Source organism: Natronorubrum halobium, assembly GCF_051351675.1.
Lineage (GTDB): Archaea > Halobacteriota > Halobacteria > Halobacteriales > Natrialbaceae > Natronorubrum.
Genome location: NZ_CP195595.1, coordinates 1,866,402 through 1,890,729, shown reverse-complemented (window position 1 = coordinate 1,890,729; position 24,328 = coordinate 1,866,402). Strand labels below are relative to the sequence as shown.

Below are 24,328 nucleotides of genomic sequence, written 5' to 3'. Positions count from 1 at the left end.
GATCCATCGAGTCGTACTCGAAGTCGTGCGGATAGCGATGGTGGGCGAGTCCGCTTCGGGTACTGCTGACGGATACGCCGGCGTCGCGTCCGGATCCGCGGCCCAGTTAGGTCGAGTTCGCGTTCCGGTTGTAGCGATTGTACAGCGACCGACCGGTCTCGACCAGCTTCCAGGTCGGCCCGGTGCCACGTTCCCAGTAAATGTTGGGGAGCAGTCGCCCGCCGAACGCCTCTTTGAACGAGAAGGCACCGTCCTCGAAGTCCGCACCCCCGCCCCCGAAGTCGTAGGTTTCGTAGCCCTCGTCGATGGCCCACTGGAACAGATAGTCGTAGAGCCGTTCCGACGCGTAATACTCGAAGTATTCGGAGGGAACGCCGGAGAAGAAGCCGTGAACGGAGTTCTGTTCGTCGTTGAGCAGTTCCATGAACCCGCCGGCGTACTCGCCCTCGATGTAGAGTTCGAGAAGCAGGATTCGGTCCTCCATGTTCGCCAACTGCTCGAAGAACTCGAGCGGGTAGACCGTGCCGCCGACGCTCTCCATGTGTTGTTCGTACTTCTCGTGGAAGCGTTCCAGCGTGGACTGGGTGAGGTCCGCCTCGACGATGTCGTGATCGGTCTCGCGACCGCGCCGGATGGCCCGCCGTTTCGAACCGTCCATTTCCTCGAAGATCTCGTCGTACCCCTTCTCGAGGTTCACGACGAATCGACCGCCGACGCGACTGGAGTCGTACCCCTCGGCCTCCATGAAGTCGTTGTACCGGAGGAAGTTCGTGTTCGAGGCCCGAATCTCGTGGACGATCGTTCGATTGTCGCAGAGTTCGGGGACAACGTCAAGGATCTTCGACAGCGATTCGGAGACGTCGGTCGTCAAAAGTGGGCCACCGAATCCGGGATAGATCGACGTCAGACGGTAGAACGGGGTCTTCGGAATCTCGACGACGAAGTTCGGGAACACGCCGATTGGGTTCGTATCCTTCTCGACGACGATGTGTCTGGCCGGATACTCGAGACCCGTCTCGATCGCTTCGAGCCACTCGTAGCGGTGAAAGACCGTGCCGAGCTCGGACCGCTCGACGACGTCGTTCCACCGATCGCGGTCCATCACTCGTACCGTGTCGATGACGTTTACAGTAAGGCCCGATTTGTCGTCCGTCATCGTCTGGACGGTTCCGGTGGTGATTTCGTCGCGGTTCGAGTGTGCACTCTCTCTGACTTGCCGGGCCATCTATCGTCTAGACTCCCCGTTCAGGAGGTGGTTAAGTTATTTTAGCCTACAGCCATACGTCACCGAGCGTGAGCGTCTGTATTCCGCCCGTAATTAGGCGTCGTGAAACACTGTCACCGCCGCTGGTAGCGATATATTTCGTCTGCAAGCAAAAGGATTTTATTTAGTCGGATGGCTCGCTCAACTCGAGGAACGGTAACACAGCACACCGTGTCGGAGACCCGTCGCGTAACGCTTTCGGCCGAAGGTTCGCGAACGACTATCGCGACTCCTGTTCACCAGTCAGATCGTTCGTCGGGTCGCGAATCGCGTCGACGACCGACTCGATGGTGAGCACGGCCGCCTCGAGCAGCGTGTAAGCCCGCCTTACCTCGGGCGGAACGTGGGCGTCGCTGGCCGCGACGACCGACAGCCCACGCGCCGCAGCGATCGATTCGACGAACGGGCGCATGCGCGGACGTTTCGCGTTGATTTCGACCGCGTCGTAACGGGCGTCCGCGCCCTCGAGGCCCTCAGTCCGCCGACGCGTCTTCGCCGGGTGGCGTTCCGACGCCCGGCGTCGGTCGCTCGATCGCGTCGATCACTCGTTTGCGGCGGTGGATCGCCCGATACCCCCGACGGAGGAGGCGGTCGAACGGCGAGCGGGAGACGCGTGCGCTCACTCGACCGTCGCGGATCGCGTCGACGACCGCCTCGGGCGTGAGCCGGTCGGTTTCGACCACCGTGTACGCTCGACCCACTTCGAACGGGTAGTGGGCGTCGCTGCCGCCGACCAGCGGGAGGTCCCGCTCGGCGGCTAACTCCTCGACGAGCGGTTGCGAGCGCGGGTGTTTGCCGTTGACCTCGATCGCGTCGAACGGGATGTCCTCGAGTTCCCGGACGGTACTGTTGCGAAACGGGTGGGCGACGATCGCGGCGCAGTCGCGCTCGTGGGCCAATTCGACAGCCTCACCCGGAGAGAGGGATCCCGGTTCCGTCTCCGCGGGCGGATCGGGACCCACGACGAGTACGTGGCCGCGGTCGGTCGTGATCTCGATCCCGGGCAGCGTCTCGGCGCCGACGGACGGATCGAGCGGCGTGTAGTAATCGTGGTTGGTCGTCGCGACGCCGTCGAGACCGCGACGCCCGGCCATCACGGAGAGCAGTCGGACGCCGAGGGGGTCGAACCGGTCGCCGAGCGATCGCCGGCCGTGGAAGAATCGCGTGTGCGCGTGAAGGTCGACCGCGTACATGGGAAGGCAAACGCCGGGCAGACTCTTTTGCCTGCGGCCGGCACATCCTGTACTATGAGATCCGACGGTGCGAGCGATCGCGTTCTCGTCCTCAACCCCGTGAGCGGGAACGGCGACCACGTCGACGACGTCGTCGAACTGGCGGACGAGCACGGGTTCGAGATCCGACGGACCGAGGAGGGCGGCGACGCGAAGCGACTCGCCCGCGACGCCGCACCCGATGCCGACCTCGTCGCCGCGGCCGGGGGCGACGGGACGCTCAACGCCGTCGTCAACGGCGTCATCGCCGCCGACGCGCTCGAGTCGACGTCCGTCGCGGTCGTCCCCGCGGGGACGGGCAACAACTTCGCGGCGAATATCGGCGTCCGGAGCATCGAGCACGCGTTCGAGGTGATCGAAGACGGTCGCCGTCGACGGATCGACCTCGGGATCGCGAACGACCGAATCTTCGTCAACTCCTGTGTCGGCGGCGTTACTGCCGAAGCAAGCGGCGAGACGTCTTCGGAGAGCAAAGCCGAACTGGGCGTGCTCGCGTACGTGAAGAACACCTTCGAGACGGTCGGCTCGTTCGACTCGCTCCCGTTGCGAGTGAAGACGGCCGCGGGACCGAACGGAGAGCGAGCGCGAGCGTGGGAAGGCGACGCCCTGTTCGTCCTCATCGGGAACTGTCGTCGGTTCACCGGCGCGCGAACCGCGCAGGCGAACGTCGAGGACGGCCTGCTCGAGGTTACGATCGTCGAGGACGCCGCGGCCACCCAACTGCTCGGTGGGGCAGCCCTCGAGGGATTGTTCGACCGCGACAGCGACTGTATCGCGACCCAGCGGACGCCGTCGCTCGAGATCGAGAGCCGTCGGGACGCCGTCCAGTACAGTCTGGACGGCGAGATGCTCGAGACCGAACGGCTGCACCTCGAAACGAGCGCGAGCGCTCTCGAGATCGCCGTCGGGGACGCGTATCGATCGGATCCCGACGAGGAGGGAGAACGGTGGCCGTTCGAGTCGTGACCGGTCCCCGACTCGAGTCGGTCGTTCGACCGTCAGTCGGCGCGGAGACCGTCGGAAGCCGATACTGGTTTCAAGAGCGTCTACGATTGTGCAGGTATGACTACGACACGGGACGACGTTTCCCACGAGAACGCCGAGCAGGACGTGGTCGCCGTCGACGCCGACGACACCGAACTCGAGACCGTCAACCGTCTCGACGCCCACACCGGCGACGGAATCCGTCACCGGGCGTTCACCTCGCTCGTCTTCGACGGCGACGGGAACGTCCTGCTCGCTCAGCGCGCTCCCGACAAACGTCTCTGGGGGACCTACTGGGACGGGACCGTCGCCTCCCACCCCGTCGAGGGCCAGAGCCAGGAGGAAGCGACCCGCGAACGACTCGAGGAGGAACTCGGGATCACGCCCGACCAGTACGACGACCTGCGCCTGACCGACCGCTTCGAGTACAAGCGCTACTTCGAGAACGCGGGCGTCGAACACGAGGTCTGTGCCGTGTTGAAACTGACGCTCACGGACCGAACGCTCGACCCCGACGAGGCGGAGGTTGCGGGGCTGATGTGGGTCCCCTACGAGCGACTCCACTCGAACCCGGAGTGGTATCGCCAACTCCGACTCTGCCCCTGGTTCGAGATCGCGATGCGACGAGACGTCCGAGACGAGTAGGGCTGACCCGAGCGGTGCGCTCTTCGGTCCGGAAAATCGACGTGTGATAACAAGCAACAAGGCTTATACTACCGCCCTTCGTAGCGTCGGCTGAGGACCGACGAAATCGGTCCGTGTGACGTAATGAGTTACCCACAACCGGAAACCGAGACGCACGAAATCACGCTCTCCAGAGACGAACAATGGGTCGTCCACAGCGTCCTCGCGAGCGAAATCGACGAGGCGATCGAAGACGACGAGACCCCGCCCGCGTGGACACTCGAGCTATTCGACGCGCTCGAGGCCGGCGACGAAACGACGGTACTCACGGGCTATCAGGTGCAGCGACTCGTCGACACGATGACCGTGTACCTCGACAGTGCGGAGACTCCCGAACAGGACGTCGTCCACGGATCGACCGTCGTCGAGCGACTCGAGGAGTGCCTCGAGCCGCGAGAATCGGCGCAGTAAGACGAATCGACCGGTTTTTTTCGACGGTAATCGCTCGAGTCGTCCGTTCGATACCGGTACGGACGCGAATCGTGTTCGCAGTGTTACAGCCGCGTCGTCACGTTCGCAGTCCTACGGTCGCGTCGTCGCCCAGACAGCCGTTATCGCGAGGAAGAAGGCCGGGAACAGCGGGAGGGTCAACAGCGCGAAGCGGTAGCCGACGCTCGGCGGCCACAGGAGGATCGCTGCCGGAGCGATAATGAAGGCGACGACGATCATACCGACGACCACCCAGCCCTGCCAGTCGAACTCGCGGTCGGCGGTCTCGGGGTGGGCCGGATTCACGAGCCAGTTGTCTCCCTCGTCCGACTCTCCATCCTCCTCGAACGCCGCGGGATCGTGGACGTAGCCGCCGTCGTCGCTCGAACTCACACGTAGGCGTTTCGAGTCCGTGGTGAAAGCCCTCACGGTTTCGGCGCATCTCGAACCGATTCCGCACCGGTTCGGCGTGACACTCGAGTCGACGGTCGGGGGCTGCAGGAGTTCCGGCTCGTTCGATCCGGTCACTCGAGGTGCGTAGTTATCGTTCTCTATTCGGTACCCTTCCAAGAGTGACAGAATTACCCCCGTCTGAGTAGTGAGGAGAAATGTGGGTGCCACATTTCGATCATATTCTGTCACCTGCGTTCGATCACCGATTTGGCCATCAACGGGAAGAGACCGTGTATCCTTACTCGGAGGTTCCACACCACAGACAGGTGTATTCGGCGTAGAAGTCGGTTTCATAGGTTGATTCGACTATCTCGAAGCCAGCCTCCTGAAGCATTGGTTCGAGCAAGAAGCCATACGTACTGAATTCCTCTCGGAAATGGACGTGTAGTTCCTCGTCGGTAAACGGCGTAGATTGTTTCTCGTCAAGCCACGATTCGATTGCTGCGTGACTATCTTGTGGATCGAACGAGAAGACGAAGTCTCGTAATCGGAATACCCCACCTTCCTCAAGCGTGGCCCCGACGGATTTGAGCGCCTCAACCTTCCAGAAATTAGGGAGGTGGTGAAGGGCATCTTTCGAAAAGGCGTACGAAGCTGCGTCTCCCTGATGGTCATAGCTCAGGAACCCATCGTGGATCGGCTCAATATTCTGCAGACCGGCCTCTTCGGTTTTGTCATGAACTATCTCTACCATCGACTTGGAGACGTCAACCGCAACTACACGATCACAGTGTTCCGCAACAGCGAGCGGAAACACACCTGTTCCGGTCCCGAAATCGATGACGGTATCCTCCTCAGTTAGACCGTATCCCAGCAAGGTCTCGACCTCTGTAGATGGATCAAATGGCGACTTCTCGTCGAATCGAGCGGCCTCTTTAGTGTCGAGATGTTCCTCTCCAGCATGCCGCTTTTCGTTTATCCACCATCCGGAGGTCATGACACCTCGTTCTTATTGCCAACTGGCAATAACTGCTCCCCTCGTTATCGCTCTTGCCTATACTGAGCGGAGATCGCTAACCGATCCCGAACGGTGAATCCGTACGACCGGCTGCCGGTAGCGACTACAGTTCGCTGTCGGGCCGGACGACGACCTTCCCGAACCCTTCCCGGTTCTCGATGATCTCGTGGGCGCGCGCGGACTCGCTCATCGGCAGTTCCTCGCGGATCGCGGGCTCGAAGGTGCCGTCCCAGACGAGTTCCATCACGTCGTCGACCTGATCGGGGGTGGCCATCGTCGAGCCGATGATCTGAAGTTGGTTCCAGAAGATCCGCGGGATATCGGTCTCGGGGTTGCCGCCGGCCGTGCCGCCGCAGGTGACGAGTCGACCGCCCTTGGTGAGACTCTTCAGCGAGTCCTGCCAGGTCGGCGCGCCGACGTGCTCGACGACGACGTCGACGCCGCGACGATCGGTCTCCTCCAGCACCCAGTCCGCGAAGTCCTCCTCCTCGTAGTTACAGACGTGGTCCGCGCCGTGTTCCTCGGCGTAGTCGAGTTTCTCCTCGGTGCTGCCGGTCGCGTACACCTCCGCGCCCGCGTGGTCTGCGATCTGGAGCGCCGCGTGACCGACGCCGCCGCTGGCACCCAGGACGAGCACTTTCTCGCCGGCCTCGAGTTCGGCCCGCTCGATCAGCATTCGCCAGGCAGTCTGGAAGACCAGGCAGCTCGAGCCGGCGACCTCCCAATCGACGCCCTCGGGGACGGGGATCAGGTTGTCCTCGGGAATCGCGGCGTACTCGGAGTGGATCCCCGGGACGTGCTCGCCGATGATGTGGAATCGGGGATCGAGCGTCGGATCGTCCATCCGAAGGTCGCCGACGCCCGCCGAGAGCGCGACGCGGTCGCCCTCCTCGAAGCGGCTGACGTCCTCGCCGACTTCGTCGACGATTCCGGCCCCGTCGCTGCCCGGGATGTGGGGCATCTCGAGGTCGAGCCCCGGCATTCCCCGTCGCGTCCAGATGTCGAGGTGGTTGAGCGCCGCCGCCTTCACGTCGACCAGTACGTCCTCGCGGCCGACCTCCGGGTCGGGATGCTCCCCGTACTCGATGACGTCGGTGTCGCCGTGTTCGGTGATTGTGACTGCCTGCATACACGCGAGACAACGGAAACGCCGTCCATAACAGTTGGGCTACCAGCACCGGTCGGGTGCGACCGCGGGTGGCCAGGTTTTACCCGCTGGTCGCCGAACGAGACGGTATGACCGAAACGGACTCGAGCGCGGACGGGGAAACGGCTTCGAACGCGACGGCCGAGGACGCAGATCGTCCCGACGAACGCTCCGGGACGGATCGCGACTCGCTCGAGGCCGGCGTCGTGACGATCGCGACGGAGCGGTCGCTCGAGTCCGATGCCGCCGGCGAAGTCATCGTCACGGCGCTCAAGAAAGGGGGCCACGAGGTCGCGATGCGAGAGCACATCGGGACCGATCACGACCGCGTCCAGTCGATCGTCTCGCGGATGATCGATCGCGACGACATCGACATCATCATCACCGGTGGCGCGACCGGCGTCGAACCCGACGACGTCACCATCGAAGCCGTCAAACCGCTGATCGACAAGGAGTTGAGCGCGTTCGACGAGCTGTTTACCATCCTCGCCTACGAGGCGATCGGCACTCGCGTCGTCGCAGCGCGAACGTTCGCGGGCGTCGCCGCCGGCATTCCGGTGTTCTGTCTCCCCGGGAACGAAGGGGCGGCGCGACTCGGGATCGAGGAGATCGTCCTGCCCGAAGCCGGCACGCTCGTCGGCCTCGCTCGCGAGGAGATCGACGAAGCGCGGTGGGGAGTCGACGACGAATCCGCTGTGACCGACGCCGACGAGGCCGAGAGCGAGACCGGCGAGCGCGGGGACGACGGCGACGAGAGCGACTCCGAGGACGGGGGCGAGTGAAGATGGACAACACCGACAAGGAATCGATTCGCGAACGCGTCTGGGACGACCTCGAGGAGAGCGGCGAGGCCCGGTTTCCGTTCCCGCCGCACGGCCGGATTCCGAACTTCGCCGGCGCGGACGAGGCCGCGGATCGACTCGCGGACCAACCCGAATGGCGGGACGCCTCGACGATCAAGGCCAACCCCGACGCGCCGCAGTTGCCCGTACGCCGACGCGCCCTGCGCGAGGGGAAGACGGTCTACATGGCCGTGCCGCGACTCGCGGACGAGGACTGTTTCCTGAAACTGGACCCCGACGCGCTCGAGGACTACGACGCGGCGACGACGGTGTCGGGGTCGTCGAAACACGGCGAACAGGTCGGCCCCGACGCGGTCGAGGGGATCGATCTGATCGTCTCCGGGAGCGTCGCGGTTAGCGTGGATCGACGTCGAGGGAACTCGCAGAGTTCCCGACCTTTGGAAGACGGAGTCGTCCAAGAATCCACGAAAACGAGCGGTGATAGCCGCGAGACCGAAAACGGCGGCCGTATCGGCAAGGGCGAGGGCTACAGCGACCTCGAGTACGCGATCCTCTACGACCTCGGGCACGTCGACGAGTCGACGACGGTCGCGACGACAGTCCACGAACGGCAGGTGATCGACGAGTCGGTCGCGATCGGCGACCACGACGTCTCGATGGATCTGATCGTCACACCCGATCGAACGCTCCGTCCGGACGGACGTCCGCAGCCGACCGGGATCGACTGGTCGCTCCTCGAGGACGAACGACTCGAGGGGATTCCCGTACTGAAACGACTTCGAGAGCGCTGACTACAGCGCGGTCGTTGCTAGTGCCGATCGGTAAGAACGAGTAGAACCCAACTCGAGGCGCGAAGAAGACGCGCCTCGACTGCCAACCGCAGGGTGTGACCCGGGCTGGTGCAAGAGCCCGCGTCGATACCGGGGAAACGGTACGGTGGGCAATGGTGGGGGGAAGGGTGCTGTGGTGGGGTTGCTGGAAGTCACGGGTACAGGCGGTGGATGCCTTGGTGGGGTCTGCCCGTCGACCTCCATCTATCAGTATCGGTGGGAACTACTTGAACGGGGGCGATGGTATTAGAATCTTACACCGGATTCCGTCGAATTCAATCCGAATTTACTCGCCCGTAAACGGGCTTACGAACGTTTATACTCCCGATATAACGCACAATAACTATTTTCTGAGTACAATCTCGAAAACGGTCTCCTTCGGGCGGCGGTTTCAGTAACCGAATCGGCCGGTAGCCCGATTCAGCCGGTCAGCTCTTCGGCGACCATCGCGGCGTCCATCAGCTTCGGATCGACGGCGAGGTCGAGCTGTCCCTTGACGAACTCCGGGACGGTGTCACGGGCGTAGACGACGGTCCGAATATCGTCGGTGAGATCGCAGACGACCGGAATCGTCGTCGCCTGTCCGACGTCCGTCAGCACGTACAGGTCGGCGTCGACGATCCCGGCCTCCTCGAGCGCGGGACGCGAAGCGACGCCGTTGAGACGGCTGACCGCGGCGCCTTCGGCCTCGAGTGCCGGTGCGATGTCGTCCTCGTCGGGGCCGGCGACGACTACGTTCATGTCAGTCATTCGTACTCGATGGTCGCTGGCGGTTTGTGGGTGACGTCGTAGACGACGCGGGCCACGTTCTCGTGGCCGCCGGTGATTCGAGACTGGATGCGCTGGAGGGTCTCCCAGTCGATCTCCTGTGCGCGCGCGGTCATCCCGTCACGGGATTCGACGGACCGAACGGAGACGACCCAGCCGTGGACGCGGTTGTCGCCTTTCACGCCCGTCGCCTTGCCGATAACGGCGGCGAGGGCTTGCCACGGCTCGTACTCCTCGAGTTCCTCCTCGACGACGTGACAGGCGAGGCGCGCGACCTCGAGTTTCTCGTCGGTCACCTCGCCGATCACGCGCACGGCGAGACCGGGTCCGGGGAACGGCATCCGTTCGGCGACGATTTCGTCGAGACCGAGGTGGCGTGCGACGTCCCGAACCTCGTCCTTGTAGAGGTCGCGGACGGGTTCGACGATCCCGTCGAAGTCGACGACCTCCGGCAAGCCGCCGACGTTGTGGTGGGACTTGATCCCGCCCTCGCTCTCGATGCGGTCGGGGTAGATCGTCCCCTGGACGAGGTAGTCCGCGTCCGTGTCTTTCGCCTCGCGCTCGAACTCGCGGATGAACTGCTCGCCGATGACCTCGCGCTTCTCCTCGGGGTCGGTGACGCCGGACAGGGCCTCGAGGAACCGACCTTTCGCGTCGACGATCCGCAGCGATTCCATGTAGTCGAACGTCTCGCGGATCTGGTCGGTCTCGCCCTTCCGCATCAGGCCGGTGTCGACGTAGACCGGGGTGAGCCGGTCGCCGATGGCCTCGTAGGCCAGCGCGGCCGCGACCGAGGAATCGACCCCGCCCGACAGGGCGATAACGGCGTTCGCGTCGCCGACTTCGTCGCCGATCTCTGCAACTGCTTCTGGAACGAACGTCTCTGTGTCTACCATTAGTGAGTTACCTCCGTTTCGGTGTCTGCACCGGATTCGCTGTCTGCACTGTCACCGTTGGCCGCTTTCCCGTCGAGAATCGACTCGACGAGGCCCAGGAACGGCGGGCTGGGCTGGCCGGGTCGGGACGTGTACTCCGGGTGGAACTGCGTGCCGAAGAAGAACGGGTGATCGTCGAGTTCGAGGATCTCCATCCGGTTGCCCGCGGTGCCGGAGAACGTCAGCGGTTCGTCCTCGAAGTCGTCGAAGTACTCGGGGTTGACCTCGTAGCGGTGGCGGTGGCGCTCCGTACAGGACGTATCGGCGTAGAGGTCGTACGCCAGCGTCTCGGGTTCGATGACGGTCGTGTGCTCGCCGAGTCGCATCGTCCCACCCATGTCCTCGACCTCGTACTGCTCGGGCAGGATGTCGATGACCGGATCCGGCGTGTCCTCGAGCATCTCGGCCGAGTGGGCGTCCTCGAGTCCCAGCACGTTGCGGGCGTACTCGACGACGGCCATCTGGAAGCCCAGACAGAGCCCCAGGAAGGGAATCTCGTTCTCGCGGGCGTACCGAACGGCCTCGATCTTGCCCTCGGAACCGCGCATCCCGAAGCCGCCGGGGACGATGACGCCGTCGACGTCCTCGAGTTGGCCGTCGTGACCGTCGGCCAGTTCGTCGGCCGGCACCCAGTGGGCGTTCACGTCGACGCCGACCTCGAAGCCGGCGTGTTTCAGCGACTCGTGGATCGACATGTAGGCGTCCTCGAGGGCGTACTTGCCGACCAGCGCGACGTCGATCTCGCCCTCTTTCTCGGTCGTGACGATCTTCCGCCAGTCGTTCGTGCGCTCCGCGGGCGGCAAGGCGTCCTCGGCGAGTCCGAAGTGCTCCAGGACGTACTGATCGAGCCCCTCTTCCTCGACCATCAGCGGGACATGATAGACGTCCTCGACGTCCGGGTTCGAGAACACCGCGTCGGTCGGAATGTCACAGAACAGCGCGATCTTCTCCTTGGTCTCGGGCTCGAGTCGGTCTTCGCAGCGGCCGACGATGACGTCGGGCTGGAGCCCGATCGAGCGGACCTCCTTGACGCTGTGCTGGGTCGGCTTCGTCTTCTGCTCGCCGTTTTTCGAGTACGGGACGAGCGTGACGTGCGTGAAGAGCACGTTCTCCTCGGGTTCCTCGTGGGCGAACTGGCGCAGCGCCTCGAGGTAGGGCATCCCTTCGATGTCGCCCACGGTACCACCGACTTCGATGATACAGACGTCGGTGCCTTCGGCGGCCTCCCGGATCCGCCGCTTGATGTCGTCGGTGATGTGCGGGATGATCTGGACCGTCTTCCCGAGGTAGTCGCCCGCGCGCTCCTTCTCGATGACGTGCTGGTAGGTCTTCCCGGTCGTGATGTTGTGGTCCGAGGTCATGTCGATGTCGAGGAACCGTTCGTAGTTCCCCAGATCGAGATCGACCTCGCCGCCATCCTCCAGGACGTAGACTTCCCCGTGTTGGTACGGATTCATCGTCCCCGCGTCGACGTTGAGATACGGGTCGATCTTGACCGCGGTGACGTCGAACCCGGCGTTTTTGAGGAGCCGGCCGGTGCTCGCGGCCGTGATCCCCTTACCGAGTCCCGACATCACGCCGCCGGTGACGAAGATGAACTTGTTCCCCAGGGAAGGGTCATAATGAGTGTCCGATTCCGTCGGCATACCGAGTGTCCGCGTGAACGGTTGAAAACGATTTCGGGACCGGCCCGCCTCCGACAGAGGTTGTCATCCCTCGCCGGTGCAGTCGCCGCTCGAGGACCCGTCTTCGGGTCCCATTCGTCCAAAACGGAAACAGCGTCGCGTGAGCGATTACGCCGGCTACGGTTCCTCGTCCATTGACGCCTTACCGTGGGATTCGTCCTCCTTGGAGACCTTTCCCTCGGCCTCCGGCTCCTGAGGGTTTTCGTCCTGGACTTCGACGATCTCGGCCTGAGCGAGGTTTTCTATGCCGCCGCCCATACGCAACTGGATCGTCTGCCCGGGGAGATCCGGATCGTCCTCGTCAGTCGGTTTCCGCGGGACGGACACGGCCGTAACCCCGCCGATCGTGACGGAACGGCGCTGGATCGGATCGTCTTCGTGCTCAACTGTCTCCCACGTTTCGACGTCGAGTTCGTCCATGTCTTTCCCGAAGTACTCCTCTGAGTCCGGGTTGACCGTGTCTTCGGTCTGGGACTCGCCGGTCGTTCTGTTATCGTCGAACTGGACCTCTTCGTGTTTGTACTGGCGGAGCTGTACGAGCATGTGCAACGACACCACGACCAGTGTGTTAATTCTTACAGGGACAATGGGTGAGTTCTCCGTCACGAGTGGACGGCGAGTGTCAGCGCAGTGACTTCTCCCACGACTAAAGTCGTGGGCTTCCCTCACTGAGGGTTAGGCCCACGTCTTCCGGGGAGTTCGCAGGTTCCAACTCATCGCTAGAGCCCTCGAGTACGACTTGCGTTTCGGGCTGAGCCACGACAGCCCCCACCGTCGATAGCGGGCTCTGAATGTCCTTACCGACGGCTCGTTTACCGATGTTCGACGCTCCGTTCTTGTCTGCATTGTCCTCCAATCCACACTCGCGACACTCCAACCGGCCCTGCATCTCCCGTGACGTGTTCTGCGATCCACACCGCCAACACGTCATTGATGTATCGTACTCGTCGACGGGGAAGCACTCACGCCCGTCGAGGTGGGCCTTATACGTGAGAATGGTCGCCATTTTCGCGTACGGCATCTTGTGGATTTTGTCGTTCACGTACCTCCCCTCGTCGTTGTCGAAACGCAACCCAGTCATATCACCGAACACGATGACGGCATTGCGCTCCCGAGCACGGGCAACGAGTTCGTTTGCTATCTGATGCAGTTCGTGTTCGACTGTCCGCGATTCCTTGTCACCAAGACGCTCGATGACCTGCGCTCCCAACCGAACCTTCGCTTTCCCGATGGACTTGCGCAGTTGCTTGTAGTGTTCACGGACACGACGGACTTCCGCGCCGTGAAACTGCGTGTCACGGTCGGAGAGGAACGTGCTGACTGCTATCCACTTCGCACCCATATCGATGGCAAGTACGTCGTCGTACTCGTCTACAACGGCCACAGACCGCTTGCAAACGAGGTGAACGTACCACTCGCCGTCCCGCTTGACGAGTTCCGAGTCGCGGATGTACTCGTCGTCGAGCAAATGCGTGTCCTTCTCGGGAACGTGGACCGGCACCCAGATGCTATCGCCCTGCTCTTTCTCTGGGTTGTAGACGGGGAGTTTGAACCACCACTCCGAGAGGACGGTATCCTCGTCGTGTTCGATGGTGATGCAGTCGTTGCGGAGGACGACGGGTTGTTCGGTGTCCTCACGGGGGTTCTTGTTCGACCGGACTTTGCCCGCCTGTTGTTTGGTTGCGGAGTAGAGGTTCGCGTCGTCGTCACCGTGAACGGCGTCTTGGAACGCGACGTATTCGCGTTCGACGAGGCGTGCTTTCCGCTCGGTGAGTGAGTGAAGTTCGACCCGTACGGTTGTGGTGACTTCACGGTGCATCTTATCGTCCGATCTGTGCTTCGATGTACTCGTCGATGGTTTCACTCGAGATTTCGCCCGCCGAGGAGACAAAGTACGAACGCGTCCAAAGCGACGGGAGGCCGAAGTCGAACTCCTCGTGGAGGTTGCGCGAGGTGTAGCCCTTGACCTGTTGGATGATTTTATTCGGGGAGAGTTTCGGGTTACCCGTGATGAACAGGTGGACGTGGTCGGGCTGGATTGCCAGTCGGAGGATGTCGAGATCGAGTTCGTCGGCTTTCTCCTCGATGAGCGTTTCGAGGCGGTCGGCAACCTCGTCCGTCAGCACCGGCTTGCGGTATTTAGGACACCACACGAAGTGGTAGTAGAGGTTGTGAACCGACGTTCGTTCTCGGCTGTACCCCCGTGGCATATCGTTAGATAGACGCTATCCAATTATAGATGTTATTCTTCCATCAACTCTGCGCCGTGCCATCGAGAATGGATTGTAGAGGGATTGTCGGATTCATCCCACGACTTCAGTCGTGGGCTTTCTCCTTGATTTTCTGTAATAACACCGCGTTTATTTTATACTCCGAAGCCGAAGACCGGAACACTGTGGCATCTCACGAACGCCAGGTGGGCCCCGAGGTGAACGAACCCGACATCGGCTTTCAGGCCGGCTTCGGCTTCTACCTCGGGATCGTCGTCACCGGAATCGTGGCGATCGCAGCGCTCGTCGCCGGTGCGACCACCGCGACGCTGCTCGGTGTCCTCCCGAGCACCGTGACGCTCGTCGCCATCGTCGGCCACATCTTCGCGAAACGCACACGCGGCCTCCCCGAGCGAATCGGCGGGAACCGATGGCAACGCCTCGCCTGTTACGTACCAGCGGCGGCGTTCGCAGCGGCGCTTTTCCTCCCAGCACTCGCTCCGATCGAGGCTACCAGCCGATTCGTCATCGTCACGATCGCAGTGATTCTCCTGACCGGCGTTTCGGGCTTCGGTCTCGAGCGAATGGCCAAAAATCGGTACGTCGACGCGATCACCGCCGACGAGCCGGCCGCGACCTGGACGTGGCACAGGTCCGGAATCCGGTGCGACGAGCACGTGATGAACGTGTTTATGGCCCTGACAATCGTCTTCGGGCTCGGGATGGCGTGGGCGGGGAACGTTTATGGACTGCTGTGGGCTGTATACGGCAGTATCTTCCTTCTCTTGGCGCACTCCGACATCGGCGAGGACTGGTACGATTTCGATCCGACCGACCGATGGAATCCGCCGGAAATCCGCGCTCACGAAGCCGGGCTCGTCGTGAAAAAGTCGTACGGCAAAACGTTCGTCGCATGGGACGAAATCGAGGCCGTCCGGCTGACCGACGAGGAACTCGTCCTCGAGCGCAGTCGGTGGCTCGATATCCGCTGCGATCGGGCGGCTCTCGACGACCCCGAAGTCGTTCTCGAGGAGATCCAACGCGCACGCGAGCGGGCCGAGCGGTCCCGAACGCCAGGGGTCACACACTGACGTGGGAGGGCTGTCCGGTTTCGCAGATGGCCGATCCGTCCGTTGCCGTCGATGACCACCCACTCGAGGCGACCTGGACCGACGACGCACCCGAAACGACGGCCGCACTCGAGTCGGCGCTCCCCGTCGCCGGCGACGGGGCTCGCTGGGCGACGAACGCTCCTTCGATCTCGCGCTCGACGTATCGCCGGAGAACGCTCGAGCGACGGTTCCCGTCTGCGCGGTCGCCTACTGGCCGGCCGGCAGCAAGCTGTGTCTGTTCTGAGGTGAAACGCCCGCGAGCCACGAGGGTGAACCGAAGGCCGCCGCGCCCGTCACCGTCGTCGCGCTGCTCGAGGACGTCGGCGTTGCGTAATCTCGAGGGAGGGGCTCGAGTGCGACTCGAGCGAGCGGAGTGAAGCCGGATTCAGGTTCGCTCACGCGGGATCGGTACCGGTTCGCGCGCCCGTCCACCGTATTTGGAGAGGATAACCCACTGGGGAATAGCGAGTACCGCGAGCAGTCCACCGGCGGCGAGAAACAGCGTCGTCGAACCGATCGCCAGTCCGTAGAAGAGCCCGGCTCCGAGGACGACGTACGACACAGCGAGGATCCAGACGAACTGATTCATACGACTTACAGGCTCGCAGATACGATAAGGGTAGCGACCGATTCCGTACCCGTCAACTGGCGCGGATCGCTACTTGCCCCAGAACGGGTCCCGGCTGCGCTGCTTGTCGAGGTACATGTTCAGCGCCTCGAGTTCGTCGCCCGGAATCTCGCTCGCGAGTTCCTGTTCGAGGATCTTCGCGTGTTTCTCGGGAATTTCGATCCAGAGTTCGTCGTCCTCTTCGATCTGGCGACCGACGGTCGGGCCGTCGATGGCGACCGAGACGCGGTTGCCGGCGCGGGCCTCGTCGACGTCCTCGCCCTGCTCCTGAATCCCCTTGACCTGCCCGACGCGCTCGGGTTCGTTGTTCTCGAACTTGACGACGTTCGCGTTGTTCTGTACCGTCCCCGAGTTCACCTCGACGCCGACGACCGCGGGGTCGTTCTGGCGGAAGGTGTGATCCGGCAGGATGCGAAACCGGGCCGGTCGAATCACGTTCTCGAGGATCGTGTCCTGCTGGGCGCGCTCGAGTTCGTCGACGAACTCCTCGTACTCCTCGATGAGCTGGTAGATGACCTCGTCCGTGAAGATCCGGACGTCGTCGTTCTCGGCGCGCTGCTCGGCGTCGCCGAGCACGTCGACGTTGAAGCCGAGGATGACGCGCTGTTTCGGATCCTCCGCCGTCGAGGCGACCGAGACGTCGCGCGGCGCCACGTCGCCGACTTCCGCGCGGACGATCGGTAACTCCGCCTCGTCGAGCGCGTCGGCCATCGCCTCGAGGCTGCCCAAGGTGTCGGCTTTGACGACGACGCCCTGCTCTTCGGTGTCGACGGCGATGTCCGCGAGTTCGGCCCGCACGTCGCCGACGACCTCCTCGAGCGGGCGGTTGCGAACGACGCGGACGGGTGCGCCGGCCATCGCGTCCGCGAGGTCGGGCGCGGCAACCTTGATCCCCGAGGCGGCCGACACCTCGTCGACTTTCTCGAACCGACTCTCGGTTCGAATTTCGGCGAGCGGACGGGGCTGGAGCAGGGCGCGAACGTCCGTGACGATCGGGTCGTTCTTCCCGCCGATGACGATCTGATCGTCGGCCCTGATCGTTCCGTCGTAGAGGACGGTGTCGATGGTCGTTCCGAACCCTTTCTCCTCTTTGACCTCGAGGACGGTGCCGACGCCGGGACCGGTGACGTCGATCTCCATCTCCTCTTTCATGTAGCGCTGGGAGAGGCCCATCATCACGGTCAGCAGGTCGGGAACGCCCTCGCCGGTCATCGCCGAGACGGGGACGACGCCGACGTTGCGCTGGAAGTTCTGCACCCGCCAGTAGAGGTCCGCGGAGAACCCCTCGTCGCTCAAGTTCCCGATGATCTCGTAGAGCTTTTCGTCCAGTCGCTTGCGGACGCGATCCGACTGGGCCTCGTAGGTGTCGTTGATCGGCGAGTCCTCGTGGACGTTCCACCCCGGAACGGTGTCGATCTTGTTCGCCGCGACGATAAACGGCGTCTGGGATCGACTGAGGATCTCCAGGGCCTCGAGCGTCTGGGGCTGGAAGCCGTCGTTGACGTCGACGACGAGGATGGCGATATCCGCGAGCGCGCCACCGCGAGAGCGGAGCGTGGTAAAGGAGTGGTGGCCCGGCGTATCGATAAAGAGGAGGCCGGGGAGGTCGAAGTCGTCCGGATCGACGAGTTCGCCCGCGATGGTGGAGATGATATCCAGCGGCACGGCCGTCGCGCCGATGTGCTGGGTAATCGCCCCTGCTTCGCCCTCGATGACCGCAGAGCCGCGTATCTTATCGAGGAGACTGGTCTTGCCGTGATCGACGTGTCCGAGGACGGCGACGATCGGTGTTCTGAGAGATGTTGAATCGCGCGTATCCGTATTCGACATGGTGAACCACCCGAGAAGGTCTTATCTAAGGCGTCGGTAGAGCGGTAGTTAAACCCATCGTCATCCTCGGCCGCGTCGACGGCGACGGCGGCGGGTTCGCGAGCGGGAACCGCCCACAGATCGGGTGCCATTCCGAAGACGAGCAGGGACGAGACGACCGTGCTCACGTCGGCCGTTCGTCGCTCGAGGCGTCGCTGCGGCCAGCGTCTGGATCGTACAGCACCGAGCGCCGAGTACCGCTGGCTTCGACGTACCGTCGAGGACTGATCTCGGCGGCCAGACGTCGGATCGAACCGCCCGACAGTTTCGAGTGACGCGACCGACATCCGTCTGACGACGCCGTGGTTTTTAATACCGATTAGTAAGAACGGGTATGCATGAGCGATATACTCGCTGAAAATCTCTCGGGGAAGTCCGTCATGGGATCCGACGGCACCGAACTGGGACTGCTCTACAACATCACGATGGACCTCAAATCCGGCAAACTCCACGACCTCGTCATCGAACCCGACGAAGAGCTGCCGTCCCGAGCGGTCGACTTCGACCGCGACGACGGCGGCCGCTTCCTCGTTCCCGTCAACCGCGTCCAAGCGGTGAAAGACTACATCGTCGTCCAGCGCTAACGGTATGTACATTCTCGACTCCTCGGCGTTTATCCACGACTTTCACACGACAGAACAGACTGCAACGATCCCGCTCGTCCGCGAGGAACTCGAGGACGAGAGCGCCTATCGCTACGACGCGATGGAAGGCTCGGGGATGCACATCCACATTCCCAACGAGGACACGACGGAGAAGGTCAAGCGTGCAGCCAAAGAGTCCGGCGACCTGGACGTTCTCTCCGACACCGACATCAGACTCGTCGCCGCGAGCTTCGAGCTCGACGGATCGCTCGTGACCGACGACTACGCGATGCAAAACGTCGCGGAGAAGCTCAACGTCGCGGTCAAAGTGATCGCCCGGGAGGGGATCGACGAACAGCGCCACTGGCACTACCAGTGTCAGGGCTGTGGCCGCGAGTTCGACGAACAGAAGGATCGCTGTCCGATCTGCGGCTCGGAACTGGCGCGCAAGAACCCCTCGTAACCCGCTGTCGACGCGAGTTCAGACGAAGAGCATCGCGAAGACGGTCGCATTGTAACAGCCGTGTACGAGCGCCGGTACGAGCAGATTCTCGGTTCGCTCGTAGACGAACCCGAGTATCAGCGAGAGTACGAACAGGAGCGACAGGCTCGCGAGAATCCGGTCCGGACCGGCGGTGGCGTAGGCCAGGATGTGGACGGCCGTGAACACGACGCTCGCGACGACGACGGCGCCGTACCGCGAGAACGTCTCGTAGAGGGACTTCTGGACGATGTTCCGGTAGAGGAGTTCCTCGAACGGGCCGACGATCAACAGCATCGCGGGTATGATGACGAACAGCAGATCGGGGTTCTCGACCGCGCGCTGTGTCGTCGTATGCTCGGAGGACTCGATACCGAGGAGGCCCATGAGGGCCGAGAGACCGACGTTCGCTCCGAGGATCACTACCAGTCCGACGACGATCCAGCCGACCGTCCGGGCCGTCGGTCGCTCGAGGTCGATAAACGACAGGTCGCGTTCGCGAAAGGCGAGATACCCGACTGCGACGCCGCCGAGTCCGACCACGAAGGCGAGATACTCGATCACCGTCCACAGCAGCTCCGGCGCGTCACCGCCCGTCAGTTGGACGGGGAGCGACAGGAAGATGCTCGCGATCGTGATACCGACCAGTCCACCGGCGCCGACGATCATCATCTCGACGGTCCGTCCCAGTCGGCGGCGCAATCCCTGCGCCGAGATGCCGGCGTGGTCGGCGACACCGACGCCGACGCACCCCACCGCCACGAAGAACGCCACGAACAGCAGCGAGATCGACCACTCGAGGCCGGGAACGACGACCGATCCCAGCGATCCCTGCGTGATCACGTAGCCCGACAGGAGGACGACGAGGAGACTCGAGCCGACGGCGACCGGTCCGGCGACGCGGCGCTCGAGGAGGGCGTGCCGGCGTGCGAGAAAGGTACCGGTCGTGACGACTGCGGTGGCCGCTGCGACCCAGAGCGCGAGATCGTCGGCCCCGCTTCGAACGGGGACCAGCAGTGCGACGAGCACGATGGCCGAGAGGACGGTTCCCACGGCGGGGACGGCGGTCGACGAGAACGGGACGCCGTCGCCGTCGGCGGCCCGTGCAGTGTCGCTCATACGTGGGTGTTCGTGTGCGCGCTCTTAGGCGAACCGGAACGCGAGCGATCGACACCGTTCGATCTGCGCAGACAGTCACGACAGATCTGTACACCAGCAGAGCTGCGATCGCTCAGCAGCACCCCCGTTATCGCTCGATCCGAAGCTCCGCCTTCTCGGCGACGGCTTCAGCCTCTTCGAAGTCGCCTCCGCCGAGGAGCCCTCGAGTCGCCTTCTTCGCCCACTCGACGGCCGGCTGTTTGAACGTGTTGACGCCGTAGAGTTCGCCCGCGAGCACGCAGGCGGCCTCCAACCCGTACAGCAGGCCGCCGAGTTCGTACTCGTCGACGCGCTCGAGTTCGAGCCGGACGTTCGGCCGTCCCGCCGCCGCCAGACTGGCCTCGGTCGCCTCGAACTCGGCCTCGAGCAACTCCCCGAGCGACGCGTCACCGAGGTACGCCAGATCCTCGACGTCGGTGTCGGGAATCGACCGATCCTCGAGATCGCCCGGCGAGACGAACGTGACGAGTTTATCCCGCGGACCCGCGCGATACAGTTGGAGTTGGGAGTGCTGGTCGGTGACGCCGAGTGCGCGCACCGGCGTCTGCCCGAGGTCGTCCTTGCCGAGGCTCTCGGCCCAGAGCTGGGCGAACCACTCGGCGGAGGTCTCGAGGGACTCCGCGTACGGAACCATCGCGTTGATCCCGGCCCCGCGCTGGTCGAGCGCGTAGCTCACCGCCCCGTAGGCGTAGGCCGGACAGTCGAACAGCGACCCCGAGAGCGTCTCGCGCTCGGCGGCCGCACCCTCGAGCAGGGCCTCGAGATCGTGGCCGCAGACCTCCGCGGCGACCAGGCCGACCGCCGAGAGGGCGGAAAAGCGGCCGGGAACGCCGTCGGGGACCTTCAGCGACGGCAGGTCGTGGCGGTCCGAGAGGTCCCGCAGCGGGCCGGACTCGCCGGTTGTAACGATGGTTCGCTCGGTCCAGTCGACGCCTGCGTCCTCGAAGGCCTCACGCACGACCAAGAAATTCGCCAGCGTCTCGGCCGTCGTCCCCGAGCGCGAGACCACGTTGACCGCCGCGTTCTCGAGGTCGAGTCGCTCGAGGTGACTCGAGACCCAGGCGGGATCGACGTTGTCGAGGTAGACGGCCTCGGTGTCGCTCTCCTCGGCGAGCGCGCCGGTGATCGTCGCCGCACCGAGCGCGCTGCCGCCGATGCCGACGGTGATCAGGGCGTCGGCGTCCGCGACCGGTTCGACGGCCGCTCTGATCTCGTCCGGATCGGTCCGTTCCGGGAGGTTCAGCGCTTCGTAGCCGTGCTCCCCGGTTTCCATCCCCCGCTCGATACGCTCGTGGGCCGCTGCGACCTGTTCGTCCAGTCGCTCGAGGGAGCCCCTCGAGACGCCCGGCGAGGCGACGGCTGCGAGCGCGTTGCCGATGTCGACGTTCATACGAGAGCAGGCGACCGCCGGGGTGAAAGACGTTCCGTGATCGGATCACCACATGTGTAGGGGCTAGCCTTACACGGCTGACAACGGTAGCTATCGCAACCACCATGTCTGCCCACAAACCTACCGAACCCATCGATATCCTCCTCGTCGAAGACAACCCGGGAGACGTCCGGCTAACCCAGGAAGCGTTCAAATCGATCGACAGCGAGATCGAGTTCCACGTCGTCACCGACGGCGAAGAGGCGACGAGATACTTCGACGTCTGCGAGACGGACACCTCGAGTACCAACCCCGATCTGGTACTCCTCGATCTGAACCTCCCGCGGATGGACGGGTTCAGGATTTTAGAGATCCTCAAGGAGGAACTGGACTACCCGCCGCCGCCGATCCTCGTCCTCTCGAGTTCGGCGACGGAGGAGGACATCTCCGAGAGTTACGATCGGGCCGCGAACGCGTATCTGACGAAACCGGACAGCCCCGACGAGTTCGATACGTTAGCACGGGCGATCGAGGATTTCTGGATCGATTCGGTACGACATCCGCCCGCACCGTCGTGAACCGCGGGGTCAAGCCCCCGGGGCATTCTCCTAGACCGCTTGTAAAACACCGACCGAGTAACGCTGCTGCCGCAGTAGACGCTTAGAGTGGTTAGACCGCTGGATCCTGTATCTCGGGTAACCCCGCCGTCACTAACCGGCGCAACAGTACCACGACTCCGTTCTGGAGCCCTTTGGCGAAGATGGCCTGCTCGCTAGTTTCCTCGCCGTCCGGATAGTACGACCCGATCAGGAGCGTCTCTCGGTCGATGAGCAGTATGCGACTGATCGCCACCTCGCTATCGCCCTCGATCCCGGTGAGCCAGTGGAGACCGGTCTCGAACACCCGAGTGGACGGGAGTTGCGTCTCGAGCGTCTCCGCCGTCGATTCCGACTGTCCGCCGAGCAGGATCGAGAGGTCTCGATCGACCGCCCGCTGAAGGCCGTCGAACAGCGATTCGGACAGAATTCCCTCGTCGACGACGAGGAGCGCGATCTCGGACTCCGCGTTCTCGATGAGTTCGAGGGTCCGCGACTCGATCGCGTCGTGACCGGTCAGCGACCAGACCTCCTGGACGTTTTCGTCGTCCTCCAGGTTCTGCATCTCCGTGTTTTCGAGATACGTCTCGAGCGTATCGATCCGATCGGCGTACTTCTGTCGAAGGATCTGCGTCGCTTCGTTGATCCCGACGGCTCGATACCGCTGTGGACTCGAGTGCTGTACCTCGACCAATCCCTGCGATTCGAGCACGCGAATCGCATCGTACACCCTCGTGCGCGGCACGTCGGAGATCTCGTGAATCTCTTTTGCCGTTCCACTGGGGAGTTTGTTCAACGCGATAAAGCAGCGCGCCTCGTACTCCTGTAGTCCGAGGTCCTGCAGCAGACTAATCGCCTCCGTTGTAGGTTCGTTCTGTGTCATGGCCCAACCACGAATTCGGATATCCGAACATCTATAATAGCACGTGCGCATGGAAAAGAATTCGTGTTTGAGTGTCCCTCGAGACTAGTATTTCCGGAGACACGCCCGGAACTGAAATTCAGATTCACTCAGATTATCACACAAGCTACTTGAGTATGGGTTCGGTAGGAGCTAGTGGTAGGTCCCGTTAGGCCCAACCACGACGGGGCCTGCCGATTTTCGATCATACGACCGAGAGCCTCGCTGTTCGTTTCGGTCGTGGTACTACGTCGGACGACGAACGAGAAGAATTGCTTCGACTATCGGTTTCAGAGCGGGCGCCCTTTCGAGCGATCGGACGATTTCCCTGAACGGATACACCGCCCGAACTACACCGATACCGACGGGAGCTGCGCCTGCGTGAGCCAGAACCGTTCGATGGATTCGACGAGCGAGACGACGTCGTCCCACTCCGTCGGCTTCGTTAGACAGGCGTTGACGTGCGCCTCGTAACTGCGCACGATACCGGCCGTGGCCTCGGAGTTCGTGAGCACGATGACCGGAAGCTGCCGTAACTGCGGATCGTCGTCGATCGCCGCGAGAATCTCACAGCCGTCGCGGCTCGGTACCTGCAAATCCAGGAGGACGAGATTCGTCGGTGGAACGGACTCGTACTCGCCCTCCCGTCGAAGAAACGGCACGACGTCGGTTCCACGGGTAACCGTGTGGAGTCTCGTCCCGCTGTCTCGCTCCGGTAGCTCGAAGGCCTCCCGTATCAGCCGAACGTCGTGCGGGCTGTCTTCGACGAGAAGGATATCGATCGGTTCCGCGGGACACGGTCGTGTCGGTGACGTGAACATAGTGTCCGAAACTGAGATGGGACAGCGCGGCTACGACAACGGGACCGAGAACGATTCGCGGTGATCGGCCAGCACGGTTAGAATCGGCCTGATCTCGTCGAATCGAGGGCCCGCTTCGATAGCGTTCGCGCTCGGATACCAGTCGATGAACCCGTGCTCCGCTAACGCGGGGAGATGGACGTGGTGTCGTTCGATGGCTGCGTCTCCACCATCCGCGAGTGCGTCGGGAGGCGAGTCGATATTGACCGACTCCGGTTGCTTCGCGAGGTCGAACAGTATCCGTCGTCGTTCCGGGTTCGCCAACGCGTTGAACAGGTTATCGTATATTGCTGCCATAGACGGCCGTGTATTGCTCACGAATGCTGTTTACTCCCGCCCATTTTCACTTCAATGTGAGTTTTGAGTAAGCGAGTGAATGCGGTGTCGC

At 63.0% G+C, this 24,328-nt stretch carries 28 protein-coding genes and 1 pseudogene; 10 read left to right on the top strand and 19 right to left on the bottom strand.

The window, feature by feature from the left end; all coding sequences use genetic code 11:
* Window positions 1-106 precede the first annotated feature (106 nt).
* The 3 genes from ACSFC7_RS09395 to ACSFC7_RS09385 form a co-directional block, all read right to left on the bottom strand.
* Window positions 107-1,225: a GNAT family N-acetyltransferase gene (locus ACSFC7_RS09395; RefSeq protein WP_436347446.1), complete on the bottom strand. Its 1,119-nt coding sequence runs from the start codon at window positions 1,223-1,225 to the stop codon at window positions 107-109.
* Window positions 1,226-1,484: 259 nt separating this feature from the next.
* Window positions 1,485-1,676 (bottom strand): PHP-associated domain-containing protein, encoded by a 192-nt coding sequence (locus tag ACSFC7_RS09390; protein WP_436347445.1) that lies wholly within the window; start codon window positions 1,674-1,676, stop codon window positions 1,485-1,487.
* 61 nt (window positions 1,677-1,737) lie between these two features.
* A complete protein-coding gene (locus tag ACSFC7_RS09385; protein ID WP_436347444.1) occupies window positions 1,738-2,457 on the bottom strand; it encodes a PHP domain-containing protein in 720 nt (239 codons plus the stop codon).
* A 54-nt stretch (window positions 2,458-2,511) separates the two neighbouring features.
* Between ACSFC7_RS09385 and ACSFC7_RS09380 the strand changes: the two genes are divergently transcribed.
* The 3 genes from ACSFC7_RS09380 (at window position 2,512) to ACSFC7_RS09370 (ending at window position 4,575) form a co-directional block, all read left to right on the top strand.
* On the top strand, window positions 2,512-3,462 hold the full coding sequence (locus ACSFC7_RS09380; protein ID WP_436347443.1) for a diacylglycerol/lipid kinase family protein: 951 nt from the start codon (window positions 2,512-2,514) through the stop codon (window positions 3,460-3,462).
* A 96-nt stretch (window positions 3,463-3,558) separates the two neighbouring features.
* On the top strand, window positions 3,559-4,125 hold the full coding sequence (locus ACSFC7_RS09375; RefSeq protein ID WP_436347442.1) for an NUDIX hydrolase: 567 nt from the start codon (window positions 3,559-3,561) through the stop codon (window positions 4,123-4,125).
* Between the two features lie 123 nt (window positions 4,126-4,248).
* The gene (locus ACSFC7_RS09370) at window positions 4,249-4,575 is read left to right on the top strand and encodes a DUF7853 family protein (protein ID WP_436347441.1); all 327 of its coding nucleotides are present in this window, start codon (window positions 4,249-4,251) and stop codon (window positions 4,573-4,575) included.
* Window positions 4,576-4,686: 111 nt separating this feature from the next.
* Here ACSFC7_RS09370 and ACSFC7_RS09365 read toward each other — a convergent pair whose 3' ends face one another.
* From ACSFC7_RS09365 to ACSFC7_RS09355, 3 genes are all read right to left on the bottom strand, one after another.
* A complete protein-coding gene (locus ACSFC7_RS09365) occupies window positions 4,687-4,986 on the bottom strand; it encodes a hypothetical protein (protein ID WP_436347440.1) in 300 nt (99 codons plus the stop codon).
* 298 nt (window positions 4,987-5,284) lie between these two features.
* Window positions 5,285-5,983 carry a class I SAM-dependent methyltransferase gene (locus ACSFC7_RS09360; RefSeq protein ID WP_436347439.1) on the bottom strand — a complete coding sequence of 233 codons (699 nt, stop codon included), beginning with the start codon at window positions 5,981-5,983 and terminating at the stop codon, window positions 5,285-5,287.
* Between the two features lie 124 nt (window positions 5,984-6,107).
* The gene (locus ACSFC7_RS09355; RefSeq protein WP_436347438.1) at window positions 6,108-7,133 is read right to left on the bottom strand and encodes a zinc-binding dehydrogenase; all 1,026 of its coding nucleotides are present in this window, start codon (window positions 7,131-7,133) and stop codon (window positions 6,108-6,110) included.
* Between the two features lie 107 nt (window positions 7,134-7,240).
* Here ACSFC7_RS09355 and ACSFC7_RS09350 point away from each other — a divergent pair, with 107 nt between their 5' ends.
* On the top strand, window positions 7,241-7,933 hold the full coding sequence (locus ACSFC7_RS09350; protein WP_436347437.1) for a MogA/MoaB family molybdenum cofactor biosynthesis protein: 693 nt from the start codon (window positions 7,241-7,243) through the stop codon (window positions 7,931-7,933).
* A gap of 2 nt (window positions 7,934-7,935) precedes the next feature.
* Window positions 7,936-8,745: a 5-formyltetrahydrofolate cyclo-ligase gene (locus tag ACSFC7_RS09345; protein ID WP_436347934.1), complete on the top strand. Its 810-nt coding sequence runs from the start codon at window positions 7,936-7,938 to the stop codon at window positions 8,743-8,745.
* A gap of 459 nt (window positions 8,746-9,204) precedes the next feature.
* Here the strand turns inward: ACSFC7_RS09345 and ACSFC7_RS09340 are convergent, their stop codons facing one another.
* The 6 genes from ACSFC7_RS09340 to tnpA all read right to left on the bottom strand — a co-directional run bounded on the left by ACSFC7_RS09340 (window position 9,205) and on the right by tnpA (window position 14,382).
* Window positions 9,205-9,534, bottom strand: a complete 330-nt coding sequence (locus tag ACSFC7_RS09340; RefSeq protein WP_436347436.1) for a DUF7126 family protein — start codon at window positions 9,532-9,534, stop codon at window positions 9,205-9,207.
* A complete protein-coding gene (gene guaA, locus ACSFC7_RS09335) occupies window positions 9,531-10,448 on the bottom strand; it encodes a glutamine-hydrolyzing GMP synthase (RefSeq protein ID WP_436347435.1) in 918 nt (305 codons plus the stop codon). The genes ACSFC7_RS09340 and guaA overlap by 4 nt, the downstream gene beginning before the upstream one ends.
* Window positions 10,448-12,133: a glutamine hydrolyzing CTP synthase gene (gene pyrG / locus ACSFC7_RS09330; RefSeq protein WP_436347434.1), complete on the bottom strand. Its 1,686-nt coding sequence runs from the start codon at window positions 12,131-12,133 to the stop codon at window positions 10,448-10,450. Before pyrG ends, guaA begins: the two co-directional genes overlap by 1 nt.
* Before the next feature lie 156 nt (window positions 12,134-12,289).
* A complete protein-coding gene (locus ACSFC7_RS09325) occupies window positions 12,290-12,715 on the bottom strand; it encodes a hypothetical protein (RefSeq protein ID WP_436347433.1) in 426 nt (141 codons plus the stop codon).
* A gap of 103 nt (window positions 12,716-12,818) precedes the next feature.
* Window positions 12,819-13,991 (bottom strand): RNA-guided endonuclease InsQ/TnpB family protein, encoded by a 1,173-nt coding sequence (locus ACSFC7_RS09320; RefSeq protein ID WP_436347432.1) that lies wholly within the window; start codon window positions 13,989-13,991, stop codon window positions 12,819-12,821.
* Window position 13,992: 1 nt separating this feature from the next.
* Window positions 13,993-14,382, bottom strand: a complete 390-nt coding sequence (gene tnpA / locus ACSFC7_RS09315) for an IS200/IS605 family transposase (protein WP_436347431.1) — start codon at window positions 14,380-14,382, stop codon at window positions 13,993-13,995.
* A gap of 218 nt (window positions 14,383-14,600) precedes the next feature.
* Between tnpA and ACSFC7_RS09310 the strand changes: the two genes are divergently transcribed.
* Together ACSFC7_RS09310 and ACSFC7_RS09305 are read left to right on the top strand one after the other, a co-directional pair.
* A complete protein-coding gene (locus ACSFC7_RS09310) occupies window positions 14,601-15,473 on the top strand; it encodes a PH domain-containing protein (protein WP_436347430.1) in 873 nt (290 codons plus the stop codon).
* Between the two features lie 26 nt (window positions 15,474-15,499).
* Window positions 15,500-15,871 (top strand): annotated as a pseudogene (locus tag ACSFC7_RS09305) (cyclophilin-like family protein).
* A gap of 8 nt (window positions 15,872-15,879) precedes the next feature.
* Here ACSFC7_RS09305 and ACSFC7_RS09300 read toward each other — a convergent pair.
* Both ACSFC7_RS09300 and infB read right to left on the bottom strand, forming a co-directional pair.
* Window positions 15,880-16,083 (bottom strand): hypothetical protein, encoded by a 204-nt coding sequence (locus tag ACSFC7_RS09300; RefSeq protein WP_436347429.1) that lies wholly within the window; start codon window positions 16,081-16,083, stop codon window positions 15,880-15,882.
* 69 nt (window positions 16,084-16,152) lie between these two features.
* Window positions 16,153-17,952: a translation initiation factor IF-2 gene (gene infB, locus ACSFC7_RS09295; protein WP_436347428.1), complete on the bottom strand. Its 1,800-nt coding sequence runs from the start codon at window positions 17,950-17,952 to the stop codon at window positions 16,153-16,155.
* A 377-nt stretch (window positions 17,953-18,329) separates the two neighbouring features.
* Here infB and ACSFC7_RS09290 point away from each other — a divergent pair, with 377 nt between their 5' ends.
* Complete coding sequence (locus ACSFC7_RS09290) at window positions 18,330-18,575, top strand: PRC-barrel domain-containing protein (RefSeq protein WP_436347427.1); 246 nt, start codon at window positions 18,330-18,332, stop codon at window positions 18,573-18,575.
* Between the two features lie 4 nt (window positions 18,576-18,579).
* On the top strand, window positions 18,580-19,038 hold the full coding sequence (locus ACSFC7_RS09285; RefSeq protein WP_436347426.1) for an NOB1 family endonuclease: 459 nt from the start codon (window positions 18,580-18,582) through the stop codon (window positions 19,036-19,038).
* A gap of 18 nt (window positions 19,039-19,056) precedes the next feature.
* Here ACSFC7_RS09285 and ACSFC7_RS09280 read toward each other — a convergent pair whose 3' ends face one another.
* Window positions 19,057-20,175, bottom strand: a complete 1,119-nt coding sequence (locus ACSFC7_RS09280; RefSeq protein ID WP_436347425.1) for a CPBP family intramembrane glutamic endopeptidase — start codon at window positions 20,173-20,175, stop codon at window positions 19,057-19,059.
* A gap of 127 nt (window positions 20,176-20,302) precedes the next feature.
* Window positions 20,303-21,604: a glucose-6-phosphate isomerase gene (locus ACSFC7_RS09275; RefSeq protein WP_436347424.1), complete on the bottom strand. Its 1,302-nt coding sequence runs from the start codon at window positions 21,602-21,604 to the stop codon at window positions 20,303-20,305.
* Between the two features lie 104 nt (window positions 21,605-21,708).
* Between ACSFC7_RS09275 and ACSFC7_RS09270 the strand changes: the two genes are divergently transcribed.
* Window positions 21,709-22,161, top strand: coding sequence for a response regulator (locus ACSFC7_RS09270; protein ID WP_436347423.1), 453 nt, complete (start codon window positions 21,709-21,711; stop codon window positions 22,159-22,161).
* A 91-nt stretch (window positions 22,162-22,252) separates the two neighbouring features.
* Here ACSFC7_RS09270 and ACSFC7_RS09265 read toward each other — a convergent pair whose 3' ends face one another.
* The 3 genes from ACSFC7_RS09265 to ACSFC7_RS09255 all read right to left on the bottom strand — a co-directional run bounded on the left by ACSFC7_RS09265 (window position 22,253) and on the right by ACSFC7_RS09255 (window position 24,237).
* Entirely contained in the window at window positions 22,253-23,062 is an 810-nt protein-coding gene (locus ACSFC7_RS09265; protein ID WP_436347422.1) for a TrmB family transcriptional regulator, read from the bottom strand.
* Window positions 23,063-23,430: 368 nt separating this feature from the next.
* On the bottom strand, window positions 23,431-23,901 hold the full coding sequence (locus ACSFC7_RS09260; protein WP_436347421.1) for a response regulator: 471 nt from the start codon (window positions 23,899-23,901) through the stop codon (window positions 23,431-23,433).
* Between the two features lie 30 nt (window positions 23,902-23,931).
* On the bottom strand, window positions 23,932-24,237 hold the full coding sequence (locus tag ACSFC7_RS09255) for a hypothetical protein (protein WP_436347420.1): 306 nt from the start codon (window positions 24,235-24,237) through the stop codon (window positions 23,932-23,934).
* Between the last annotated feature and the right edge of the window lie 91 nt (window positions 24,238-24,328).